Genomic DNA, 22,083 nt, shown 5'->3' with positions numbered 1-22,083 from the left:
TTACTTCGTCCCCATAATGCGTTCAAACGGGATCACCATGCTGGTCAAACGGAAGATCAGGAACACACAAATCAGCAGAACAACACTGATTGATGATGCAGCCCCCCACTCGTGATAGACCTCGATGTTGCGCGAAACGAGCATGGAAACCATATAGGTCCGCCCGCCGCCAAGCAGTTCCGGTGTGATGTAAAAACCCAGTGTAAGCACGAACACCAGCACCATGCCCGCAATCATTCCCGGCAGGGATAGAGGCAGAAAAACACGCGTGAAAACATAAAACGGTGTGCCGCCGAGGCTTGATCCTGCCATTGAAAGCTCACGCGGGATTTTCTGCATAGTTGCGTAAAGCGGTAACACCATGAACGGCAACAGAATATGGATTGTAGCGATAACAGTACCGAACTCATTATTCACCAATGGTAGCGGCGCATCGATCAAGCTCATTGTTTTGAGTGCCGAGTTGACCAGCCCTGTTCGTTGCAAAAGGATCAGCCATGCATAAGCACGCACGAGCACGCTGGTCCAGAACGGTAAAATGACCATCGCCAGAATGACGATGCTCCATTTATGCGGCACGGTCGCTGCGAGATAAGCAATTGGATAACCGAGCAATAGAGCCGCTATTGTGACGATAAATGCAATCTTGAAGGTTTGCAGAAATGTCATCCAATAGACGTTTTCGGTCAGAAAACGCTGATAGTGAACGGCGGTAAAACCCCCATCTTGCCAGATGGATTGCCAGGCAAGCCAGCCAAGCGGCACAATCAGCAGAGCGGTGACGACTGCCAATGCGGGCGCCAGAAGAAACAACATCAGCCGCATTTCTTTGCGTCTATAAAGTTCACTTGGATTTAGGGCCAGACTGCTCATTAAGATCACCGTGACATGCTGTATCGCTCAACTGCGAAAAACGCGCACACCAGAACGGCATGCGCGCTTGCTGATGTTACTTCTGGATAAATTCAGCCCAACGCTTCTGAGCTTCTTCACCTGCTGGCGAACTCCACCATTCATCGGAAACGAGAACCTGTCTGGCTGCATTATCTGGTGAACTTGGCATTTCGGTTGCGCGTTCAGGTGAGATCTTACCTGTCTTATAAGCAGCAGGGTTTGCCGGGCCATAATCGATATAGGCTGGGAAGTTCGCCTGAATTTCCGGGTCCAGCGCTGCGTTGATGAACTTCACGCCAGTTTCAAGATTGGGCGCGCCTTTCAGAATGCAAAGCGACGTATATTGCAGGAAACCCTGATTGAAGGTGTAGCCAATCGGCAGACCTTCTTTCACCACAACGGAAACGCGACCGTTCCACGCCATTGTCATATCCACTTCACCATCGGCCAGAAGCTGCGCCGATTGTGCGCCGGACGTCCACCAGACGGTAACAAACGGCTTTATTTCCTCAAGCTTTTTAAAAGCGCGATCGACATCAAGCGGGTAAAGCTTATCCATTGGAACGCCATCTGCAATCAGAGCGGCTTCAAGTGTTGCCAGCGGGTGATTGCGCAAGGCGCGGGTGCCGGGGAATTTCTTAACGTCCCAGAAGTCTACCCATGTCTTTGGTGCATTATCGCCAAACTTGTCTTTATTATAAGCAAGTACGCTGGAATAAAATTCATAAGCGACCGAATATGGCGACTTATATTCAGCTGGCATGTCCTTGACGTTCGGCAGCTTGGAGAAATCGAGCTTTTCGATCATGCCTTGCTCGCCGCCGCGAATGCAGTCTTTTGCTGGCGTATCAATAACATCCCAAACCGGTTTTCCGGTTTCAGTCTGCGTTTTGATCACAGGCCATGCATCTGGTGAACTATCCTGATTGATCGTGATGCCAAGCTTTTCCGCAACTGGATCCAGAATAGCTTTGGTCTGTGCTTCCTGATAGGCGCCGCCTTGTGAAACAAAGGTGATCTGTTCAGCAGATGCTTGACTGATACCAGTGACAAAAGCCGCTGAGGACAGGAGGACTGCGAGAGTTGGTATGCGCATGTTCGTTCTCCTCTGTGTGGACCTTCCGGGTCCATTCTTGTCTACCGGCTTGATTAAGCAGCTGCTCCGGCGCACAGCTTCGATCTCCCTCAACGTCCGATGGCGTCGAGAAGCTGATACCAGCCTGCAACCACACGAACGGCTGGTGCGCGCAGACCATAAAAAGGGATTTGTTTGAGCGGGAGTTGCGTGAGCAGACCCAGATCAACCTTGTTGCCAGCCACAAGCTCAGCCACATGCTTGCCAATATATGACGACATGGCGACACCCGTTCCGTTATAACCTAGCGCGTAGACAATCCGGTCATCGATACGTCCGACATGGGGAAGACTATCGAGCGTCATAGCAACAAGGCCTGACCAGCGATGCGTGACCTGAACAGATTGAAGTTCAGGAAACTGTTTGACCATCGCTTTGTGCAAGGCGGTAAATGCTGCTTCGGAATCCGTTTTTCCAAATGCACCGCGGCCGCCATAAATAAGACGATCGCCAGACTTGCGGAACCAGCGCATCATGCGCCGGGTTTCGGTATAGCTTCGCGCGTTTTTAAGAAGGCTTTCGCCTACTGTGCCAGTGAGTGGTTGCGTCGCGATCATCGCCGAGCGGAACGGGATGATTGCCTTTCGCACGGGTGCGGTGGCTTTGGTCAGGTCAGAATAAGAGTTGGTTGCGATGACAACCGTCTGTGCACGAATGGCAGCGTTTTGTGTTTCGACAATAACGCCGTTTGATTGGCGTTTGATGCCTATTACAGGTGTATTTTCAGATATTGTGATGCCTTCGGCCTGCACACCGCATGCCAATCCCAAGACAAAATTGAGCGGATGAATAATGCCGCCGTGGGTGTTGAGCATGCCGCCCAGGAAGTCATTTGACCCCGTCTCTTCTGCCACTTGCGCAGCGGATTGTATCGAACAAGCCGTGTCGCCGAGTGCTTCATTCAGCCAGGCGCATTCCGCTTTGATTGCATCAAGCGAGACCTGATTATGGGCGCACCGGAGAGAGCCTGAGGCGTGATAATTTGCATCTTTGATAGCGTAATCGCGGACCAGTTCGCCGACATGTTCTACCGCTTCAATGCTGATATCGTGCATACGCCGGGCGACATCGATGCCGAAGCGGCTGGCAATATCGCGATATGCCAGCCGGAATTTAGCAGAGACGACGCCACCATTGCGTCCACTCGCGCCCCATCCGATACGGCTTGCTTCCAGCACGATCACTGACAGGCCTTTGCGTGCCAAGTATCGTGCTGTTGAAAGGCCGGTATAGCCACCTCCGATGATCGCGACATCATATTGGCTTCCGCCTGCAATCGCTGAAAATTGCGGGCGCTCAACGGCTGTTGCTTGCCATAGGGATTTGATGTCATCGAAGGGTGGGCGTGTCGTCATGGTGGGGTGACGCTCCGATCTATGCTGCGTTTGCGACTGAAGCTGAAAGGAGTTCAGCGTCAATTGCGTCTGCAAGCTGCTTCAATGTCGAGAAGTGGAAGTCAGGCTTTGTTACGCCCTTGGGTGTCGGCGTACCGCCAAAGCCGTTTTGTCCCTGACGGCGCTCGATCCAGCAGGTTGTGTAGCCCAGCTCTTTTGCTATGCCGATATCGTGGTATTGGCTCTGAGCTACGTGCAGGATTTCTGATGGTTTGAAGCCAAACGCTGATTGACGGCCTTTGTTGTAAGCAAAGAAATTCGGATTTGGTTTTGCATATCCGGTTTCATCGCAGGTCACGCTGTCATGGAATGGGTTTTCGAGTGTTTCCGAATAGGCTGAGAACGTAGTGCGGTCAGCATTGGTCATGGCGACGAGACGGAAGTTTTTGCGCAGACGCTTCAGTGCTGCAATGGAATCTTCAAAAGCGGGGTGATGCAGAATGGCGAACTGGAACAAGTCTGCGGAAGCCTGATCGTTGTTGATGCCGAGTTCCGTTGCCATGTGAAGGTAAACATCCTTCATCGCCGACGAAGAACGACCGTAAAATTTATCGCGCCCGCGAATGTATGGGCCGAAGATTTCATCGTCGCTCAGCTTGGCAGCCTTTTCGCCGCCGACTTTGCGGGTTGCATTCAAAACGCCACTTTCAAAGTCGATCAAAGTGCCCACGACGTCAAAGGTCATCACTTTAAAATCTGTGATCTTCATTGCTGTTTTCCTCGTAATACTTATGCGTGATCGTTAGTTGGTTTGCGGCACAATCACCGTGTCTTCCGGGTGAAGTGCAATTTCGATTTCTTCGCCGGGGGCGCGCAGTTGCGCACGACCTGCGTGATTGGTCGGCAGACGGAAACTTAATTTTTCGCCAGAGGGTAGCTGCATGAAAACGCGGATGCTTTCGCCCTGATAAAGTGCGTCGATAACGGTGCCACGCAGACGATTTACATGGTCGCTTCCGGGCTGGTCGTTGACAGTCAGCTTTTCGGAATGGAGTGCGAGATAGAGTTTTTCGCCTTGCGGAATCGGGTAAGCTGAGCGCAGCGTCGTGCCTGCAAGGCTGACACTATTGTCACCATTTCTAGTGACGGGTAGAATCGTAGCTTCACCGATGAAGCTGGCGACGAACGAATTTATTGGCCGGTCGTGCAGCATTTCCGGCGTGTCGATCTGCACGATTTTGCCCTTGTTCATGATCGCAACGCGGTCACTCATGGTAAGAGCTTCGCGCTGGTCATGCGTGACATAAACAATCGTTGCACCAAGCTTGCGATGCAGCTGTTTGAGCTCAATCTGCATGTTTTCACGCAGTTGCTTGTCGAGCGCTGAAAGCGGCTCATCCATCAAAATGAGGCGCGGCTCAAAGATCATTGCGCGGGCAAGAGCGACACGCTGTCGTTGGCCACCTGACAATTCGTCAATCTTGCGGCCTTCAAGTCCTGTCAGTTCAACCATTGCTAGTGCATCGCGCAGTTTTTCTGGCCACTCCGATTTTGGCATCCGGCGTGCACGCAATGGAAATGTGATATTGTCGGCGACGTTCATGTGTGGAAACAGGGCATAGTTCTGAAAGACGATGCCAATGTCGCGTTTGTGCGGTGGCTCCAATGTAATATCGCGATCACCCAACCAAATGGAACCGGATGTGGGCTGAACAAATCCGCCAAGAATGCCAAGAAATGTTGTTTTACCGGAACCGGATGGCCCCAGAATTGAGACGAATTCACCGGGCGCAACATCAAGACTGACTGAATCAAGTGCGCAGAAAGCTCCATAGGTCTTCGTCGCTGAACGGATGGAAACTCCAACACTTGACGATTTTTTGGTTTCAGTCATTTGATTCCACTAAATATTTTATCGACTGATCAAATATTGGTCAGGCTCGATCTGCTGCATTCAATGGAAGAGCTAAACATTAGTTTTGCGCATAACTGCTTTGGCACTGAGCGCTTACGAATGCTTTGTTCCCCTGACGATAATGAAGGATTTTCTCCTTTCTTGATGAGTAGGAGAACAAATAACTGCGACGGGCGCAATTGAAAAAAGCTTGAGACGATGTTACAAAATGTAATGACGATTTTGCGACGCGCTCTTCCTTCGATGAATGGCCTTTTCACATTGGAGGCAGCAGCACGTCATGGAAATTTTTCCAAAGCGGCTCAGGAGCTGAACGTGACGCCAGCCGCTATCAGTCGTATGATCGGGCGACTTGAAGAGCATCTGGATGTACAGCTTTTCATTCGCACGACGAGCGGTGTCACGCTGACCGAGTACGGTAAGATTCTACATGATGCGATTGACCGGGGCTTCGCTGGCATTGAACAGGCATTAAGAGAAATCAGCGACCGAAAACAGGGCGTTCAAACGGTTACGCTCTCGCTTTCAACCGGTTTTACGACGCATTGGGTGATGCCGCGCATGGCGGCTTTTAAGAAGACTTTTCCCGGCGTTGATCTGCGGTTCGAATTAATTATGGGGCCGCTGGCTGGCCCAGTGAATGACGTTGATCTCGGTATGAGATTTGTAGAAGGTGGTGATGATAATCATGAAGCCACTTTCGTTATGCCCGAAATACTCGTGCCGATTTGTAGCCCGACCTATCAAAGAGAGCATGATGAAGCGACTTCGGTTCTGGATCAGCCCGCGACAACGCTTATTAATCTGAGTGAGGCGCAGCCTAACTGGCCGGATTTTTTCCTACCCGCGCGCGGTCGGGCAGCTCACGATGAAATGCTGTTCTCTGACTATGCCATTGTTGTTCAGGCCGCATTGCTGGGGCAGGGGGTGGCGATTGGCTGGTTAAATGTCGTTGCGCATTGGCTTCGGACAAACGCTTTAATCCCAGCTCAAAATCGGCTATTACCAACGCATCGCAAATGTCATCTGGTGCGTCTGCGGGGCAAGCCTGTTCGTCCCATTGTGGCGCAGGTTCGCGACTGGTTAATCGCAGAATTGATGGATGATATCAATGCTATCACAGCAATGTATCCGTCGCTGGGGCTCGAAGAGGCCTTACAGTCTGGGGTATAACTGAATATAAGCAGAAACTAAAAAGAAGTGATTGTTATTAAACAGCATAAGACTATTTTAGTGCCACCTCTTTTTCGATCACTTATGCTTAGAATGCTTCAGGCGCGCTCAATGTCAGTGTGTACGAAATCATTGCCTTTAAAGAGGAGCGGCAAATGATTGGCAGTTGCACAGGCATAGGTAAAACAATCACCAAAATTAAGCTGCGCTGGATGTGCAACAAAGCGGCCATATTCAGAAGCCGCAGCAATAGCGACCTTGTGCAGAGATCCGTTGATGGGCAGCTCTTTCGCGCCGATGATACTCAGAAACTCTGTCACATCGGTTTGTGATTGTTCAATCATGGCAGGCGGCGTCGGTGCGTTTGCGCCATTGTGCGAAACGGATTCTTTGCGCGCGATCGTAATGACAGCTTCAAAAATCGATAGCGCTGAGACATAAATAGGCTTCTTACTGGCTTCGATCTTAGCAAGAAAATATCCGCCGTCTTCCTCGCCAGTCAGAATGGCAACAATAGCTGATGCATCCAGAAACATTACGAGCCCCACATATCATCAGCAAATTTCTTGGGGTCGAAATCTGTTTGATTTTGGCCCATTCTGGCTTTTATGCGCAGAGTGATTTGGTCTACTCTGTCCTTCAGAGGAACGGTTTTGCTGCTACGTGCCAACTCGTGCATCAGCGCACGACGTACGGCTTCCGTTTTATTGGGTGCTTTGGTCATATTCATGACCTTGATAGCCAGGGCATCAACTTCATCGTCGCGAATATAGAGGGGCATTGGTCCTCATGTATATCTATTGGTGTATATCCAGATATATTATATCGTATATTCCGCAGTGACAATGCCTGTTTCCACTATTGATAATGTATGTTTTGAGGGTTTTGACAGGCGGCTGATGATTACACTGACATTCCTCGCTGCTTTGAACCTGTCTGCACTACACAGTGCCTTAGCTCAATCCACCGACAACAACACGATAGCCAGAAACCCTTTGTTTGGCGGCGCACTAATCGGTGGCACGGTGCTGACCATTGATGCGCTCAAACACAAGCACCATAAACATCATCACCAGGATCAGCCACCCATGATCCCGCTGGCTCCGGGTGCGGTTATATTTCGTCATCAAATCAATCTTCCATCGGGGACGGTGTTGCGCCAAATAGGCGAGGGCCACTTCGATCACCAGGGGTATCTGAGTATAATCCGTACAAGTGGATCTGAACTTCAAACGGACACTGGCGGGCGTGTTGCATGCCCACCTTAGTTTGAAGAAGCCCGCATCATGGTTTCTGCACTACGCATAGCGTTTCGCATAAAGCCTGTTGTTATGGACCCCATAAATTCATCATTCGCAACTCTTGTGACTTCATGCGTAAACAGGTCATGATTAACGCGGCGCGCACAATGGCGTAAAAGTCGCCGATCGACCGGGATCAGACGTGATAGCCATTATAGTCTGGTATCTCCGTGTCCCGAAAGCTGTTGCGCTTGATCTCGCGATAGATCGTCGAGCGATGACTACCCATCAAGCGTGCAATGTCGCCGAGAGGGACTTTAAGCTGTTTAAGTTCGAAAAGGCGGCGACGTTCGGACAAAGTGATCTGCGAATAGCAATTCGACATCCAATTTCCTCCACGGCTAAGCACATGAATTCAATGGCATATTGCATGCTTATGATAGAATGTACCCCAACGCAACCGGCCATTAACCACCGGAAATAGCGTTGTCGCCTGACACTGCTGCCGTTGATATGTCATCAGCTTTTTGAAGGCGTTTAGCTAATACTGCCAGGATCGCAGCACTTCCTGCCAGAAATATACTTGAAATCATAAGTAGATGGCTCGACGAGATACCCCTTGACAGTGCCAAACCCGCTGCCCACAAGGCGAAAATAGACGCGAGCCTCCCACCACTTTTTGCATTCGCCAAATACTGTCTAAAATGTGGGCCCCGTAAACGACCTAATATGACCTCAGACAGAAGCGGAATGGAGACACCGTACGCAAGTCCAATAACAGCCACTATGATTGCGATGGCCGAAGAGTTCCCTAGTATGGAAAGAATGAGTAGCCCTATCGCATTAAAAAAAAGAAACCACGTCACTCCAGTGGGGAGCCTGCTAATAGTTTCCATACGCAAAAATCCAGTCAGCACAGCTATTTGAACAATAAAAAATGCACCATAAAGGATACTGGAATAGATGGGTCCATAATAATTGGGATCAATTGCGATCAACACGAAAGCCACAGATCCTTGCGATAGGTTCACCAAAACACTAAATACGACATACCACTTTCCCCATGCGTCACTGTCGTACAATGCTCCGTTTGACGTGTTAGTAGTATCGCTTTTCTTTTGTGCTGGCTTTTCAAACTCATCTTGCACCAATGCAACTACATAGGGATAGAGCAGACCGAGAAAGGCAGTCACGGTAATGAGTGAAACCCAAAAAATCCCATGGTTCGAAGCTGCCAGATAAGCCGCAACGACAGGCGTTACACTCTGGAAACCGCGGCCAAGAAAATTACCAAATGCAGTTGCCGAGCTAAACTGCGTGCCATATATATCCTTGGCAATTAAAGGAGCATCACTCGTCAAAACTTGATCAAAACACAAGGTCGTCAAAAGTAATACATATGGGAATATCACGTATATTTTTTCCTGCAAGACAACATAAAGAGTTGTCAGAACCGATACAATCAATAGCGATCTTGTTAAATACTGTATTTTTATGATATTATCTCTTGGTAATCCCTTTAACAACTTCGCGACGATTGGTGACACTACAATGGTTATCACAAACGGAAGCGCAAATATTACGGAAGATAAGAGTGCACTTTCATTCCGTAATGTCGAGATACCAATAATCGTTGTTATCAGCATTCCGATGGATGTTGGATAGAAGGCACTAAACAGAAATACAATGGAACTTAGGTTCATAGGAATGGACTCCTGATCTCCGATAAATTCCGCGTTACATCTAGTGCATTATCCGAAAATGCACGAACAAGAATTATATCTTCTTCCGAATATAAGTATGAATAATAGCAATTCGGAATTGGAGTTTCATTAAACTCATGGTCAAATGAAAACTTAGTGAGGAGTTTTTCATATATTGATCTGCAATAGCTTTCATCAACAAGACATCTATGCCTGTTGCTGATTTTCGTACTATCAGACATATCGGTTTTCAGCATGATATACTCTTCCTCAGCATGCCTTACTGCTGACAAGTAGTCGCTTCGAAAGGCTGATCCAAAGCATGTAAGCGGAAGCGACTGATCGACCTCCAAACTGACAGCGAAATATCCTCTCTCAACCTGCCTAACGAGCACGGCTCTTATTCTGTTGGCATCAATGTCAGCGTACTTTCGTCGAAGGGTGAGCGTCTCTTTATTCCACCAACTTGCCGCATAATGTCGTTCAAATAGCTCCATCACGGAGTGCGAAATGGCGTCGTGCTCTGGTGAACCTAATGCTAGTCCCGTGGCATTCAAAGCCGCTGTTTGAGGTGCACTAGATCCTATAAGCAACTTGCTTCGCGCGATTTTCCCAACGCAACTTCCAGATGGCCACGATTGTACAGGCAAGTGTTCAGCAAGGCTGCCAGAGGTATAAAACTCCATTCTTCCCCACAAGTGCTCCACGCATTCAAACTTGGCTGACTTTATCGCCTGCTCTTTGCTTTCGGAGCACGAAAATCCAAAGACTGGCAATGCTTGTCCGACACAACGAAGCGAAAGCGCAGCTTTTGCGTACCACCATTCCCCATTGACGCACAGCTTAGTCGCGACACGGAACGGTAGAGCGGGAATTTTCAGCTTCCGCCTATTCTCATTATCAGTGTGTTGTGACGACATTCGAGGCTCGAACGAATTTGATAGGAAGACTTACCGACGGATCGTCAAGCAAACGACGAACCAGGTGTCGATTGGAACTTTCATCTAATGCATCTCTTCCATGCACAATTCGGTGATTTTTCACTATAAGTATATCATTGGATCGAAAATTTATCTCAACGGCTTCAGCCCGATCAACAGAACTTGTAAAGTCGGCAACTGCCTGTCTTTGCCTTTCTGATAAGTTTTTCGGTGCATTCAAGCGATTGAAGAATACGATGACCTCATCATCAGCTGCATTTTTGCTGACTATGGGCATGGAACATAATTTTTCTGTTATGCGACAATTGAACCCCAATCTAGTTGCTGCGAGTGTTGCGACAGTGTCTTCGTCCATTTTCGCCAACACGCTCCAAGTATCGACGAGTTTAAGCGGTACGCTCCTCTCTCCACTTGCGATGCATAGCCAAGCAATGTACCTCGCTCGTGGACTATCGCAATGAAAGGCGATTGCTGCTGGCTTCGACACCGTATGCGGAAAGCGGTCGTCAAGGCGGATATCGCTGTCGTATAGCTTGTTTGCTAATGTGTCTGTGACTTGGTCGAAGACAGAAGATTCACCACCCTCGATAAAACTCCAGCCCTTGCCGTCTAGCTCTCTTCTCACAGAGGCCACAATGGCAGAAATATTCATGGCCTGAACTCCTATCCATGTGTCTCGACCGACTTGTCAATTGATTTGGCAGGCTTGAATTCTGTTCCACCGCCGAAGCGGTGCATATACACCTTGCCGGTATCTAAACCGGACTTTGCTATAACCTGATCGGCATTCTGTGCTATTTCTTCGAACTCTCGGAGTAGGAGTGCTCCCGTCGGCGTAAGCTTCGCGCCCCTCGTCACTTCGTTGATCCCAGCTTTTAGTTCATCCAATTGCTGGTAAAGGTACACGTCCGTGTCCTCTGAAGCGGCCCAATCTTGAGAGAGACTTTCGAATAGTTGGACAATTCTGGATGTGACGAAAGTCGCATGAAAAACACCAATCATTGGCCGTGGGTCAGGTCGAAGTGGGGATGTAAAAAGTTCCGAACGATCATTTAGCAATATAGGATCTATAGACATCGCTGCATTGAGATACATATGCGAAGTCTCGTGAGTGATATGTTCAGCATAATAGAGTTGAGTGTTAACCTCCGGCCGCGGCGTTCGGATCAACATGCATCCGAACATTCGGACGTCTGTAATCCCCATTGTTACGGCACCCTTAAACAGCCGGAGCTTATTGAGAAGCCCCTGAACCTCTTCGTGCATAGCGGGGAAAAATTCTTCAATGAGTTCTAGTGCTGCGATCACGTTTCCGCGCTGTTCAGCCGCGACATCCTCCGAAACAGGAGCGATTTCTGGACACTTATTGAAATATTCTTCTCCTAGATTGATAGAATTCTCGACTATAAAATTTTCCCAATCAGCATCACCGATAGATATTATCTCCGGTATATGATCGTTCTTGATCCTCATGCCGGCTTTCGCTACCTCTTCCACCGCCTGCAATGTTTGTTGAACACGGTTGACGTCTTGTGCGCGCATGGCAAGCAAAAGCGCATCATGGAGATAAAATAGTCGCGGCTCCAAGGCTCCAGAACTAAGAGGGGTTCTCACCAATGATGAGATATTGGGACAATCCCGGTTAGGCGCCCCTACGGAAATAAGATATGCTAGACTTGATAGAACCTTGAAATAGTAATTCTGACGCGCCAGATCGGTACGTGCCTTTGATGGAAATGCGGAAATTAATGCGGCATTGTCCATAATGTTCTCCTCCATAGCATCGAGTAGAAAAGGAGGGCACAAAACGCCCTCCCGCATTTTCGATTAAGAGTAGCCGCCGCTGACGCTCACCTGCATCGTTGCCAGGGCAGTATCGAAGATCATGTCATCATCCATTTCGTATACATGCCCGGTATTCGTACCGGCGCCGATCCCCTTCTCGCGAAGAACATCCCCCTCAGTGGAGGGATTTGCTGGAATTGTCTGATTGTGTTCAATATTCATGGCTGTCTCCATTTTGTGTTTCGATAACGATAGGTCATCGATTCATTGTATGAAGTTTCGCTGGTACCAGTCGTTCTATGATTAGTATAAATTGCGTCTAAATAGTGGCAAATATATATTTAAATTGTGTCATTAATAATATTATAAGAAATATCAGAATTGATGACTGCTATACTTTTGCTAATTTCATATATATAAAACTAATATGATAAATTTCACCATATCTTTATATTTGATACTACTTGCATAATTTTATAATTTGCAACTATTAGTAAGCTATTATTGTACCGATGCATTTATTAATATGAATTAATTATGCAACTAATTAACTGAATAAATACACGTGATTTCGTTCTGGAAAAGCTGCCCCACCTGCATCATGCCGGTAGTGAGAGTATCTGATTATGCTGCATCCTTAAAAATGTAGCAAAAGCCTCGGCTGGTGTCTTAAATCCAAGACACTTTCGCGGTGTTGCATTGAGATTATGGGCGAGGGCGGTCAACTGCGCCTGGCTAACTTGTGTCAGGTCCGTGTTGCTGGGCAAATACCGTCGGATGCGCTTGTTGATGTTCTCAATCGCACCTTTTTGCCATGGTGAGTTTGGATCACAAAACCAGCTTCTTGCCCCCATTCCATCCTCCAAAGTCCGATACGCCATAAACTCGGAACCACGATCAAAGGTAAAACTGCGGCGTGCATGATAAGGCAGCGCTGCAAAGGCCTGAATGATTTTGTTCATGATAGGCTTTGAGTGCCGACTGCTGTTTTTAATGATGACGCAGTAACGACTTTTGCGTTCAACAAGTGTCATGACATTGGCTTCTCCGAGGTCACGATCAAAGATGATCAAATCACCCTCCCAATTGCCGAATTGCAGACGATTGCCAATAAAATCAGGACGTTGATGAATGCGAAACGCTTCTGGAATGCGGGAGCTGCGCGATCTTCTGGTGCCGCGTGGGCAGCGCTTTGTGCGCATCTCGGCCAGATGCTCATACAGCTTTAACCCATATTCTTCCTTTGAGTAAATGAAGCGATAGATTGTTTCGGCACACAGACGTATCGCGCTCAGACCATGGCTAATCAGTCGGCCGCAGATCTGCTCTGGTGACCAGTGTGCTTCCAATTGTTCAATGACGAACTTGCGCAGCTCTGGATAACGTCTGAGCTTGCGCAACCGCGTTCTGCGGTCTTTGCTGATATTGTCGGCAACAACGCTATGATAGCCATTGTAGTCTGGTATCTCAGTGTCCCGAAAGCTGTTGCGTTTGATCTCGCGATAGATCGTCGAGCGATGGCGAGCCATCAGCCGCGCAATGTCGCCAAGAGGGACTTTAAGCTGTTTCAGCTCAAATAACCGACGCCGTTCACGCAAAGTGATCTGTGAATAGCAAGTTGACATCCAATTTCTTCCATGGCTAACCACATGAATTCATTGGCATGTTGCAGTTTAAAATAGAATGTACCCCTGCTACACAAGGTGATCGCATAAGATATGTTATGGAACTTAATAAACCGCGACTGCCAAGCGTTAAGCATAGTCTATTACTATTTAACTGTCAGATTGAGAGCCCTGCGAAGGCTGCGACTATATATCAATAGGGTTACTTCGAAAGACTCAGACAATTTAAGAGGTGCCCGTTCTGACTGGCGTATAGCCTCTCTTGAGTTTTTGACGATGCAATCGATCAAGAATTATATATGCATCTTGCGCGTTATTGAATGACTGGTACTTTGATTGCCCAACACTTCCAATTCGCCCCCAATTGCGTGATAGAATCCATATACCAAAAAGATCGACCTGAATTGACAAGCCATAGAAACGAGCCATGTTTTGAGATGGATTGCGGCGTTGCAGATCAATCTGCCATGAGTTTGGTGTGTTCATACGAAGGAATGTGATTCATCCCCTCGCTAATATCCAATGAATGTTTTGAATCAATTGAGCAAGATTGATTCAAATTAGTGGTATATTTGGAGTTCTAACATGAGAAAACAATCTGATGATAAGAACCCCAAATTCACCACACTCGCAATAATAGCTTGGTCTGATTGGTATCAATAAACGTCGCGCAGATAGCGCTTTTCACGACGCAGACCAGCGACATAATCGGTGGCTTTATCTGCACTCATATTGCCATGTGTCGCGATGATATCCGTCAGTGCCGTATCAACATCGCGTGCCATACGGCTTGCGTCACCACAGACATAGAAAGACGCGCCCTCTTCCAGCCATGAGAACAGCGCCTTGCCATTCTCTTTCATGCGGGTCTGAACGTAAATTTTCGCGTCCTGATCGCGTGAAAAAGCCAAATCAAGCCGGGTTAGCAAACCATCGCGGCTCATATCACCCAGCTCATCCTCATAGATGAAATCATTGGCCCTATGCTGATCGCCAAAGAACAGCCAGTTACGCCCTTTCGCATCACGCGCCCGGCGCTCCTGCAAAAAGGCACGGAACGGCGCAATGCCGGTGCCCGGTCCAACCATGATCATCGGCGCATCATTGTCAGACGGCACGCGGAATGCCTTGTTCTGCGACACGAAAACGCCAGCCGTGGCAGCGCTTGCCAGCCGGTCGGCGAGATATGTCGAGCAGACGCCACCGCGATCGCGACCATCGGCATGATAGCGCACACTTGCCACCGTCAGATGCACATGCGAGCCTGCTGCATGGGGACTGGACGAAATGGAATAGGCGCGATGCTGCAATGGCTTCATCAAAGCGACAAGCTCGGCGGGCGAAATTGCCACCCCCTGATTAAGCATCAGCAGATCGTAAATATCCTTGCCCCACAGATAAGCATCAAGCGCTTCCTTGTCGCCATTGCGTAGAACAAAGCTCAGCTCGTCATTACCAGCGCGGCGTTCGATTTCAGCAATGAGGTCACGCGACGGCGTTGAAATTTCGAGGCTTCTCAACAAAGCCGCGCCAAGGGTCGTGTCGCCCAGTGGCATTTCCGCATCGGCACCGAGACGCTTGATCAGGAGATCAACCAGCGCCGGATCATTGACCGGAACAACGCCCAGCGCGTCACCCGCTTCATAGTTGAGACCACTATCTGCCAGATCAAATTCGTAATGGCGGATTTCTTTCGACGAAGCCGAACCCGACAAAAGCCGGTTGACCACAAGCCGCGAAGCATAAGGGTTTTTGCGGTTCCACGCTGAAGCTGCACGGGGAGCGGCTGCCTCTGTTGCCACTTGTGGGCCAGCCTGTGCCTGATCGCCCGTTGAGGCCAGCGGCAGCGTATCATTGAGCCAGCTTGCAGCCGCATCTTCAAAATCAATGTCGCAATCAAGCCGTGCGGCAAAACGCGTTGCACCAAGCTGCTCCAGACGCATATCGATCAGCTTACCCGCCTGACAGAACCCATCATAGCTGGTGTCGCCCAAGGCAAGCACGGCGAAATTGAGGTTCTCAAGACGCGGCGCATCTGACGATGACAAAGCATCCCAGAAAAGCTGCGCATTGTCCGGCATTTCACCCTCGCCATAAGTCGAGGTGATGATGACCGCACGTTTCACATCGGCAAGCTTCGCCATGTCCATATCATCAAGGCCGAGCACTTCAGGCGCAAATCCGAGACCGCGCGCCGCGGCGGCGGCGTCACTTGCCACCATTTCGGCATTGCCGGTCTGTGTGCCAAACAGGATATGCAGAGGCGTCACAGACTTTGCAGCCGATGATGTAGCAACTGCATTGGCCTCACCGGCAATTGCAAGGCGTGAATGCAGACCGGCCAGAAAGCCGGACAGCCATGCGCGCTGATCGGCACTGAAGGGAGCATCTTCCGGGATATATGGGAGCTTCATGATCTGCCTCACACCTGCTTCTTTGCGACCGTCAGATTTTCCATCGATTGGCGGGCGAAAAGCTCCTCAAAGCTTGGGATACGCCCGATCCTCGCGATGTTTTTCTGTGTCTGATGAATGATCCAGCCATAGGTGCCAAGACTATCAATGGAAAGCGTGTTGCGGCCTTGCAGCGCCTCCTTGTAATCGCGCAACCGCTTGGCTGCGACCATGACAGCGAGTGCTTCATCGTCATAATCGGCAACTGCTTCGCGGGAATAACGGCTCAGCCTGTGCATCAGCGAAAAGTCTTCGGTCAGCACCAGATTGCGCACGGCTTTATCGACCGCCGGATCAGATGGTCCGCTGGCATTTGGCACACGCGCCATTGCAATGGCCTGCGCCATGCTCAGCACCGTATAATTGTTGAGAAGCGTGAACATCTCCTCGGTATCAGTTTCGCCATAGCCCGGAACACGACCGTTCAGCACAGCCTTGCGATTGCGATAGGCAAGCTTGAACTTGCGGAGCTGATGCGCTGACAGGGCGGTTGCGAGTTCCTCAACCAGATCCTTGCGGCTCTTTGCTTTGAGGATCGCATCGCTATCCTGATAGAGCAGCAGCGCACGAGGCATGCCATAGACGAAATTGTGCTTTTCGCTTTCCCAGTTCTCAATCAGCCATTGCGCCTTTTGGGAACCTGTGGCTGCGACATGCCATTGCAGCATCTGATAAATGGCATCGGCGTGGAAGGCACATTGCGGATCGCCTTCAACATCCAGACGTCCGATCAGGATCGAGTCATGGCTGACCTTTGCGCCCAATTCGCCATAAGGATCATATTGATAGGCGAAACCGCCGCTCATCCCGTTTCCAAAACCCTTGCCGAAGCCGCCAAGATTAAGCACCGCGCCGTTGGTCATATATTCGCAGCAGAAATCACCAACGCCCTCGACCACAGCAGAAGAGCCGGAGTTGCGCACCGCAAAGCGATCACCGGCTTGACCTTCAACAAAAAGCCTGCCGCCGGTTGCACCAAACAGAGCGAAATTACCGATCAGTACATTGCCGCCCGGTCCTTCCGAACCGCCGCCCGGCGAACGCACCGCGATGGTGCCGCCGCCCGCACTCTTGCCCACACCGTCATTGCAGGTGCCAATATGGGTGAGCGCCATGCCGTCATTACAGAACGCGCCAAAGGACTGACCAGCGGAACCGGAGGTGAAAATCTTCACGCTCTCAGCATCAAGATAACGCCGTCCGCGCTTATCGGTCAGAACCGCGGGCGCTTTGGCTGCCTGCTCGTCAGTGATCTCATAATTGAGCATCCGCTCAATATCGACCGCAAGCTGACCGCCAACACTCTTGTTGCGATTGTTGAGGAAACGATTGCCACCGAGCGTCACAGATGCACGCTCACCATCAATCAACGCATGACGCAGCAGCTCGATAAAGCCATCATCGACCGAATAGTCCTTTTCCATATAGACCGGATCGTCGATACGCACTTCATTGACCACAGCAAGCATGGCGCGCAAATCAAGCTGGCCGACGCTCGACGGATGATCAAGCAAGTGCAGCAGATCAGAACGGCCACGCGCTTGCGCCAGCGATATCAGGCCAAGCTGTGCCAAAATTTCGCGCGTTTCATGGGCGATATTCATCAGATATTGCGCAAGCGCACGTGGATCGCCGTCAAAGACTTCCTGATTGGTGGTCAGACCCGCCGGGCATTTCACATTGCAGTTTTTGGCCATGACGCATTTAAGCATCATCAGTGCCGTGGTGCCGAACTCGAAACTGTCACCGCCAAGCAGCGCAGACTTCACCACATCGCTGGCCGTCTGGTGTGCACCCGAGCAACGCAGCTTGACCTTCTGCCGTAGACCATTGGCGCAAAGCGCCTGATGCACTTCTGCGATGCCGATTTCAGCCGCACGACCAGTATATTTGAGGCTGGTCACAGCCGCAGCACCCGTGCCGCCGGTATTGCCTGCGACATTGATAACATCTGCGCCCGCCTTGGCGACGCCGACCGCAATTGTGCCGATGCCTTCTGATGACACGAGCTTGACGATGACGCGAACGCGCGCTGCTTTACAGTCATGGATCAACTGCGCAAGATCTTCGATGGAATAAGTATCATGGTGTGGGGGTGGCGAAACAAGCTCGACGCCCGGCGTGCCGCCACGCGCTGCAGCGATTTCCACCGTCACTTTTTGAGCTGGAAGCTGACCGCCCTCGCCGGGCTTTGCGCCCTGCCCGATCTTGATTTCCAGCTCTTCCAGCATCGGATCGGCAAGATAGCCTGCCCAGATACCAAAGCGGCCCGACGCAAACTGCTTGATGCGCGACGCGCGGATCGTGCCATAGCGTGAAATATGTTCGCCGCCCTCGCCCGAATTCGACATGCCACCGACCATATTGGTGCCATGTGCAACCGCTTCATGGGCGTTGGAGACCAAAGCGCCGTGGCTCATGGCACCCGATGTCAGAAGTGGCGTTATTTCGCTGGCCTTCTGCACGGCATCAAGCCCGATGCTGTCGGGGGCTGAACGGATCAGACCAAGATAATCAAGCGCCTGTCCCGCCGCATGAACGATCAGCGCACCGCCTTCAAGCCAGTGACCGAGAACATCAGACTGAAAGCGCATCACCAGTGACTGACCAAGCGCCGCAAGTCGTGCAAGATCACCACCCAGAAGGCCCGTAAGCTTCAGCCGGAATTGATCATCGCCCAGGGTCTCGCAGCTTAAGCCGCGCACCATGAAGCTGTTGTTGCCCTTGCGCGAAAAGCGACCCATTTCTTTTCGGAAATCTTCAGGCGCGGTTAGGAAGGTCACATCTGCCGGGAAGGACAGCACGTCGCGCAAAGCTGCCGGACGGCGCGCGCGCTCTTCGCTCATCATGCGGATGAAGGACCGATAGCCCGGCGTAATGCTGAAACGATCAATCGCATCATTCGACAGCCGGTCATAGCCACTGGCACGATAAGCCGTATCATTGATGCCGAAGGCATCTTCCAGACGGCCAAGCGTAAGCAAGCGCAGGAAAGGATCTTCCTCCGTGACCGCACCGTCAAAGCTGATCTTTTCTTCCGTCATATCGACGAAGCCGCGCACCGCCGTCGTGCCGAAGGAATGGCCCGCACCTTCCGCACGTTCTTTGAAAAGACCGAGCAGCGGGATTTCATTTTCACTGCCAACCGTCAGTGCCTTAGCGTGCCAGTCGGCAACAGCCTGCGCGATGACCTTGAAGTTCACACCACCGACAGGGGTTTTCACATTGGGAAAATAACGGCGCAAAACCGGATCATTGGTATCAAGGAAATTCGGCTCAAAAAATTCGCCGCCGATATAGCTCTCCGCTGTACATAGCCCAACCTTACCCATGGTCTTCATCAGTGACTTTTCAGACGCCTTGGCAAAGCGCTTGAAAGCCTTGTCGGCTTCATCACCGAATTTTTCTTCAGCGCGGAACTGCACACCCAGCGGATAGACAGCCGCAGCACCAAAGCCCAGCACGGTTGCCACATGATGCGACGAGGCCACCTGTCCGCTTTCGACAATCAGCGACATGCGCAGGCGCAGACCTTCTTCAATCAGTTTTTGATTGATGGCCGACACGACAATAATCATCGGCAAAGCGGCACGCTCACGCGATACATGTCGGTCTGTGACCACGGCAATGCCGCCTTCACTGCTGACAAAATTGGCGATAGCTGCACACAGATCATCAATCGCCTTTTCCAGTGCTTGCGCATTGGAAGCTGCATCGTTGAGATCAGGAGTATACAGCATTTCAAAACGCTTAAGCGGCGTTTCCTGCTGCTCGCGCAGCCGCAGCATGTCGAGATGCGTCAGGATTGGCGATTGCACAACGATTTGGCGCGCAGCCTTTGTGCCAAGATTTGGCTTTGCACCCAACGCCACGCGTAGCGTCATGCCATCAGCTTCGCGGATGGAATCGAGCGGCGGATTTGTCACCTGCGCGAAACGCTGCGAGAAATATTTCGCCACACCGCCTTCCTGATCAGACAGCGCGTTGATGGCATTGCCATAGCCCATGGCCGAAATCTTTTCGGCACCCGTGGCCAGCATGGGGTCCATCAGAAACTTGAAGCTTTCCTGATTGAGCGAATAAGCGACATATCGCTGATTGCGCTCCAGATCGCCATTATAACGCAGTGGTGAACCCTGCTTTTCAGCGGGAATTTCCGGTAATTCTTCCAGTGTCACACGCGCATCACGCAGAAGCGCCTGATAGGGCCGCTGGGCGGCGAGCACTTCCAGCGCTTCATTGGTGCCAAAGGCACGCTTTTCCGCATGATTATAATAAAGCATGCCGCCCGCTTCGATACGTCCGCGGCGGATGACTGTTTCAGGTGGAAAAGCAATCTGTCCCGCTTCCGACATAACGCAAAGATAATCATGCGTCTCGACGCTGCGGAGCGGACGCAGCCCGAGACGATCAAGCCGTGCACCGATAATGTCGCCATCGCCAAAGATCAGCGCTGCCGGGCCATCATTCTTCTCTTCCTGAAGCGAGAAGAATTCGAGCATCGCCAGCACGTCTGCCGACAAGGTTTCGTCGTTTTCCCATGCGGGCGGCATCATTGAAACGACAGCAGTGACGAGATCAAGCCCGTCTTCAACGACACGCATCTGCAAGGTTTGGTCGAGACGGCAGCTGTCGGACTGGCCCTTCGGGCGAATGATGGATGCGTTCTTTGCCAACGCGATCGCTGCTTCCGAAAGGCGGTTCTTGCGGTCGGTGTTCAGCTCGCCATTATGGGCCATGAAGCGGAACGGCTGCGCCATCGATGGATGCGGATCGGTATTGGTCGAAAACCGCGTATGGAAATAGATCGTGTGGATCGCATGATCACTATCGACCAGATCACAGAAATAAGGAATGACCTCATCGGAGTTGAGCCGTCCTTTGAAGACCTGCATGCGTGCGCTCAGCGACAGCGGATAAAAGCCGGTAAATTCCGGGCGGGTATAGGCCTGCGCCTCAATGGTCAGCAGCGCCTTGTGAATGCGAAGATCAAATTCAGCTTCGCTTGCTGCCTCGTCATGGATAGAAAACACCCATTGCCGGATTGGAAGCTGATACTGCACGGCTTTCGGGCGGATGACATCATTGTTGACCGGGACGTCGCGCTTAAGAAACAGCGTAAAGTCCTGCTCAGTGAGAGCGGCTTCAATGATTGCTTCTGCCTCCGTATGCAGAGACGTATCTGCTGGTAAGAAGAAGTTGCCCACGCCATAACGGCGATGCGCGAGATCATCCTTGCCTGTGAGCTTGCGGAAGAAACCAAGCGAAAGATCGACAGAAACACCAGCGCCATCGCCTACGCCCTCCGACGACATACCACCGCGATGCGGCACTGCGCACAGCGCCTCATGGGCTTTGAGCAGAACATCATGCGTCTGCACGCTGTCTTTTCGCGTAATGAAACCTACACCACAACTGCTCCGGTCTTCGGACAGATCATAAAGGCTGAGATGCGGTTCCAACTGGCTCACAATGCTTCCTCCTGAAATTGGTCAGCATTGTTGTCCTAATTTAACATGATGGTCCGAGTCAAGTTTCAAAACGCAAGATTGTTATGATTTGTGCATTTATTTCGTTTGATAATGTTCAAACGATCCCATCTTTCAAAAGAAAATTATAACCCTGTATTTCAGCCCAAGCACGGCGGCAGCTTTGGTTCGAGAGCAGGCCAGCGGCTGATCCCCAGCCAGCCCGTTCGGCCAGCGAGGAAAGTACGCTTACAATCTATCAAATTGGCAGTAGATGTAGAAATTTGGTCCTGTACAGAGCAAGCAAGCTCAATTGTCTGAGTTCGCGACGCAGATTGGGACCCACAAAAGAAAAGACCATCGCCCTCACCCCAAATTTATATCGAAACTGATAATTGGAGAGACAACGTTAAAGG

The 22,083-nt window shown here is 50.6% G+C and carries 18 protein-coding genes and 1 pseudogene; 2 read left to right on the top strand and 17 right to left on the bottom strand.

The features are described from left to right. The 5 genes from J2782_RS15780 to J2782_RS15760 form a co-directional block, all read right to left on the bottom strand. The gene (locus J2782_RS15780; protein WP_310014291.1) at positions 1-873 is read right to left on the bottom strand and encodes an ABC transporter permease; all 873 of its coding nucleotides are present in this window, start codon (positions 871-873) and stop codon (positions 1-3) included. A 76-nt stretch (positions 874-949) separates the two neighbouring features. After that, positions 950-1,990 carry an ABC transporter substrate-binding protein gene (locus tag J2782_RS15775; protein WP_310014290.1) on the bottom strand — a complete coding sequence of 347 codons (1,041 nt, stop codon included), beginning with the start codon at positions 1,988-1,990 and terminating at the stop codon, positions 950-952. An 89-nt stretch (positions 1,991-2,079) separates the two neighbouring features. Beyond that, positions 2,080-3,384: an NAD(P)/FAD-dependent oxidoreductase gene (locus tag J2782_RS15770; RefSeq protein ID WP_310014289.1), complete on the bottom strand. Its 1,305-nt coding sequence runs from the start codon at positions 3,382-3,384 to the stop codon at positions 2,080-2,082. A gap of 19 nt (positions 3,385-3,403) precedes the next feature. Further along, on the bottom strand, positions 3,404-4,132 hold the full coding sequence (locus J2782_RS15765; RefSeq protein ID WP_310014287.1) for an HAD-IA family hydrolase: 729 nt from the start codon (positions 4,130-4,132) through the stop codon (positions 3,404-3,406). A gap of 33 nt (positions 4,133-4,165) precedes the next feature. Continuing rightward, positions 4,166-5,257: an ABC transporter ATP-binding protein gene (locus J2782_RS15760; protein WP_310014286.1), complete on the bottom strand. Its 1,092-nt coding sequence runs from the start codon at positions 5,255-5,257 to the stop codon at positions 4,166-4,168. Between the two features lie 234 nt (positions 5,258-5,491). Between J2782_RS15760 and J2782_RS15755 the strand changes: the two genes are divergently transcribed. Continuing rightward, positions 5,492-6,451 (top strand): LysR family transcriptional regulator, encoded by a 960-nt coding sequence (locus J2782_RS15755; protein WP_310014283.1) that lies wholly within the window; start codon positions 5,492-5,494, stop codon positions 6,449-6,451. A 98-nt stretch (positions 6,452-6,549) separates the two neighbouring features. On the opposite strand, the gene J2782_RS15750 is transcribed toward J2782_RS15755, so the two are convergent. Next, positions 6,550-6,987: a type II toxin-antitoxin system VapC family toxin gene (locus tag J2782_RS15750; RefSeq protein ID WP_310014280.1), complete on the bottom strand. Its 438-nt coding sequence runs from the start codon at positions 6,985-6,987 to the stop codon at positions 6,550-6,552. Further along, complete coding sequence (locus tag J2782_RS15745; RefSeq protein ID WP_310014277.1) at positions 6,987-7,232, bottom strand: type II toxin-antitoxin system VapB family antitoxin; 246 nt, start codon at positions 7,230-7,232, stop codon at positions 6,987-6,989. Before J2782_RS15745 ends, J2782_RS15750 begins: the two co-directional genes overlap by 1 nt. A 118-nt stretch (positions 7,233-7,350) precedes the next feature. On the opposite strand from J2782_RS15745, the gene J2782_RS15740 reads away from it, so the two are divergent. After that, positions 7,351-7,719 carry a hypothetical protein gene (locus J2782_RS15740; protein ID WP_310014273.1) on the top strand — a complete coding sequence of 123 codons (369 nt, stop codon included), beginning with the start codon at positions 7,351-7,353 and terminating at the stop codon, positions 7,717-7,719. A gap of 175 nt (positions 7,720-7,894) precedes the next feature. Here the strand turns inward: J2782_RS15740 and J2782_RS15735 are convergent. The 10 genes and pseudogenes from J2782_RS15735 to J2782_RS15695 all read right to left on the bottom strand — a co-directional run. After that, positions 7,895-8,077, bottom strand: a pseudogene (locus tag J2782_RS15735) (helix-turn-helix domain-containing protein); the annotation flags it as partial. A gap of 82 nt (positions 8,078-8,159) precedes the next feature. After that, positions 8,160-9,395: an MFS transporter gene (locus tag J2782_RS15730; protein ID WP_310014270.1), complete on the bottom strand. Its 1,236-nt coding sequence runs from the start codon at positions 9,393-9,395 to the stop codon at positions 8,160-8,162. Beyond that, complete coding sequence (locus J2782_RS22890; RefSeq protein ID WP_404989660.1) at positions 9,392-10,081, bottom strand: YcaO-like family protein; 690 nt, start codon at positions 10,079-10,081, stop codon at positions 9,392-9,394. The genes J2782_RS15730 and J2782_RS22890 overlap by 4 nt, the downstream gene beginning before the upstream one ends. A gap of 214 nt (positions 10,082-10,295) precedes the next feature. Next, positions 10,296-10,988: a TauD/TfdA family dioxygenase gene (locus J2782_RS15725; RefSeq protein WP_310014268.1), complete on the bottom strand. Its 693-nt coding sequence runs from the start codon at positions 10,986-10,988 to the stop codon at positions 10,296-10,298. An 11-nt stretch (positions 10,989-10,999) separates the two neighbouring features. Then, a complete protein-coding gene (locus J2782_RS15720) occupies positions 11,000-12,100 on the bottom strand; it encodes an aKG-HExxH-type peptide beta-hydroxylase (protein ID WP_310014265.1) in 1,101 nt (366 codons plus the stop codon). 63 nt (positions 12,101-12,163) lie between these two features. Then, positions 12,164-12,343, bottom strand: a complete 180-nt coding sequence (locus J2782_RS15715; protein WP_310014262.1) for a hypothetical protein — start codon at positions 12,341-12,343, stop codon at positions 12,164-12,166. A gap of 377 nt (positions 12,344-12,720) precedes the next feature. After that, positions 12,721-13,746 carry an IS30 family transposase gene (locus tag J2782_RS15710; protein WP_310014261.1) on the bottom strand — a complete coding sequence of 342 codons (1,026 nt, stop codon included), beginning with the start codon at positions 13,744-13,746 and terminating at the stop codon, positions 12,721-12,723. A 225-nt stretch (positions 13,747-13,971) separates the two neighbouring features. Further along, positions 13,972-14,232: a WGR domain-containing protein gene (locus J2782_RS15705; RefSeq protein WP_310014259.1), complete on the bottom strand. Its 261-nt coding sequence runs from the start codon at positions 14,230-14,232 to the stop codon at positions 13,972-13,974. Between the two features lie 170 nt (positions 14,233-14,402). Next, positions 14,403-16,163 (bottom strand): sulfite reductase subunit alpha, encoded by a 1,761-nt coding sequence (locus tag J2782_RS15700; RefSeq protein ID WP_310014413.1) that lies wholly within the window; start codon positions 16,161-16,163, stop codon positions 14,403-14,405. A gap of 5 nt (positions 16,164-16,168) precedes the next feature. Then, positions 16,169-21,670 (bottom strand): glutamate synthase-related protein, encoded by a 5,502-nt coding sequence (locus J2782_RS15695; protein ID WP_310014256.1) that lies wholly within the window; start codon positions 21,668-21,670, stop codon positions 16,169-16,171. Positions 21,671-22,083: the final 413 nt, after the last annotated feature.

The sequence above is a fragment of the Brucella pseudogrignonensis genome, assembly GCF_031454375.1.
Taxonomy (GTDB): domain Bacteria; phylum Pseudomonadota; class Alphaproteobacteria; order Rhizobiales; family Rhizobiaceae; genus Brucella; species Brucella pseudogrignonensis_A.
The sequence above is the reverse complement of the archived record's forward strand: the minus strand, read 5'-3'. Positions and strand labels throughout refer to the sequence as shown.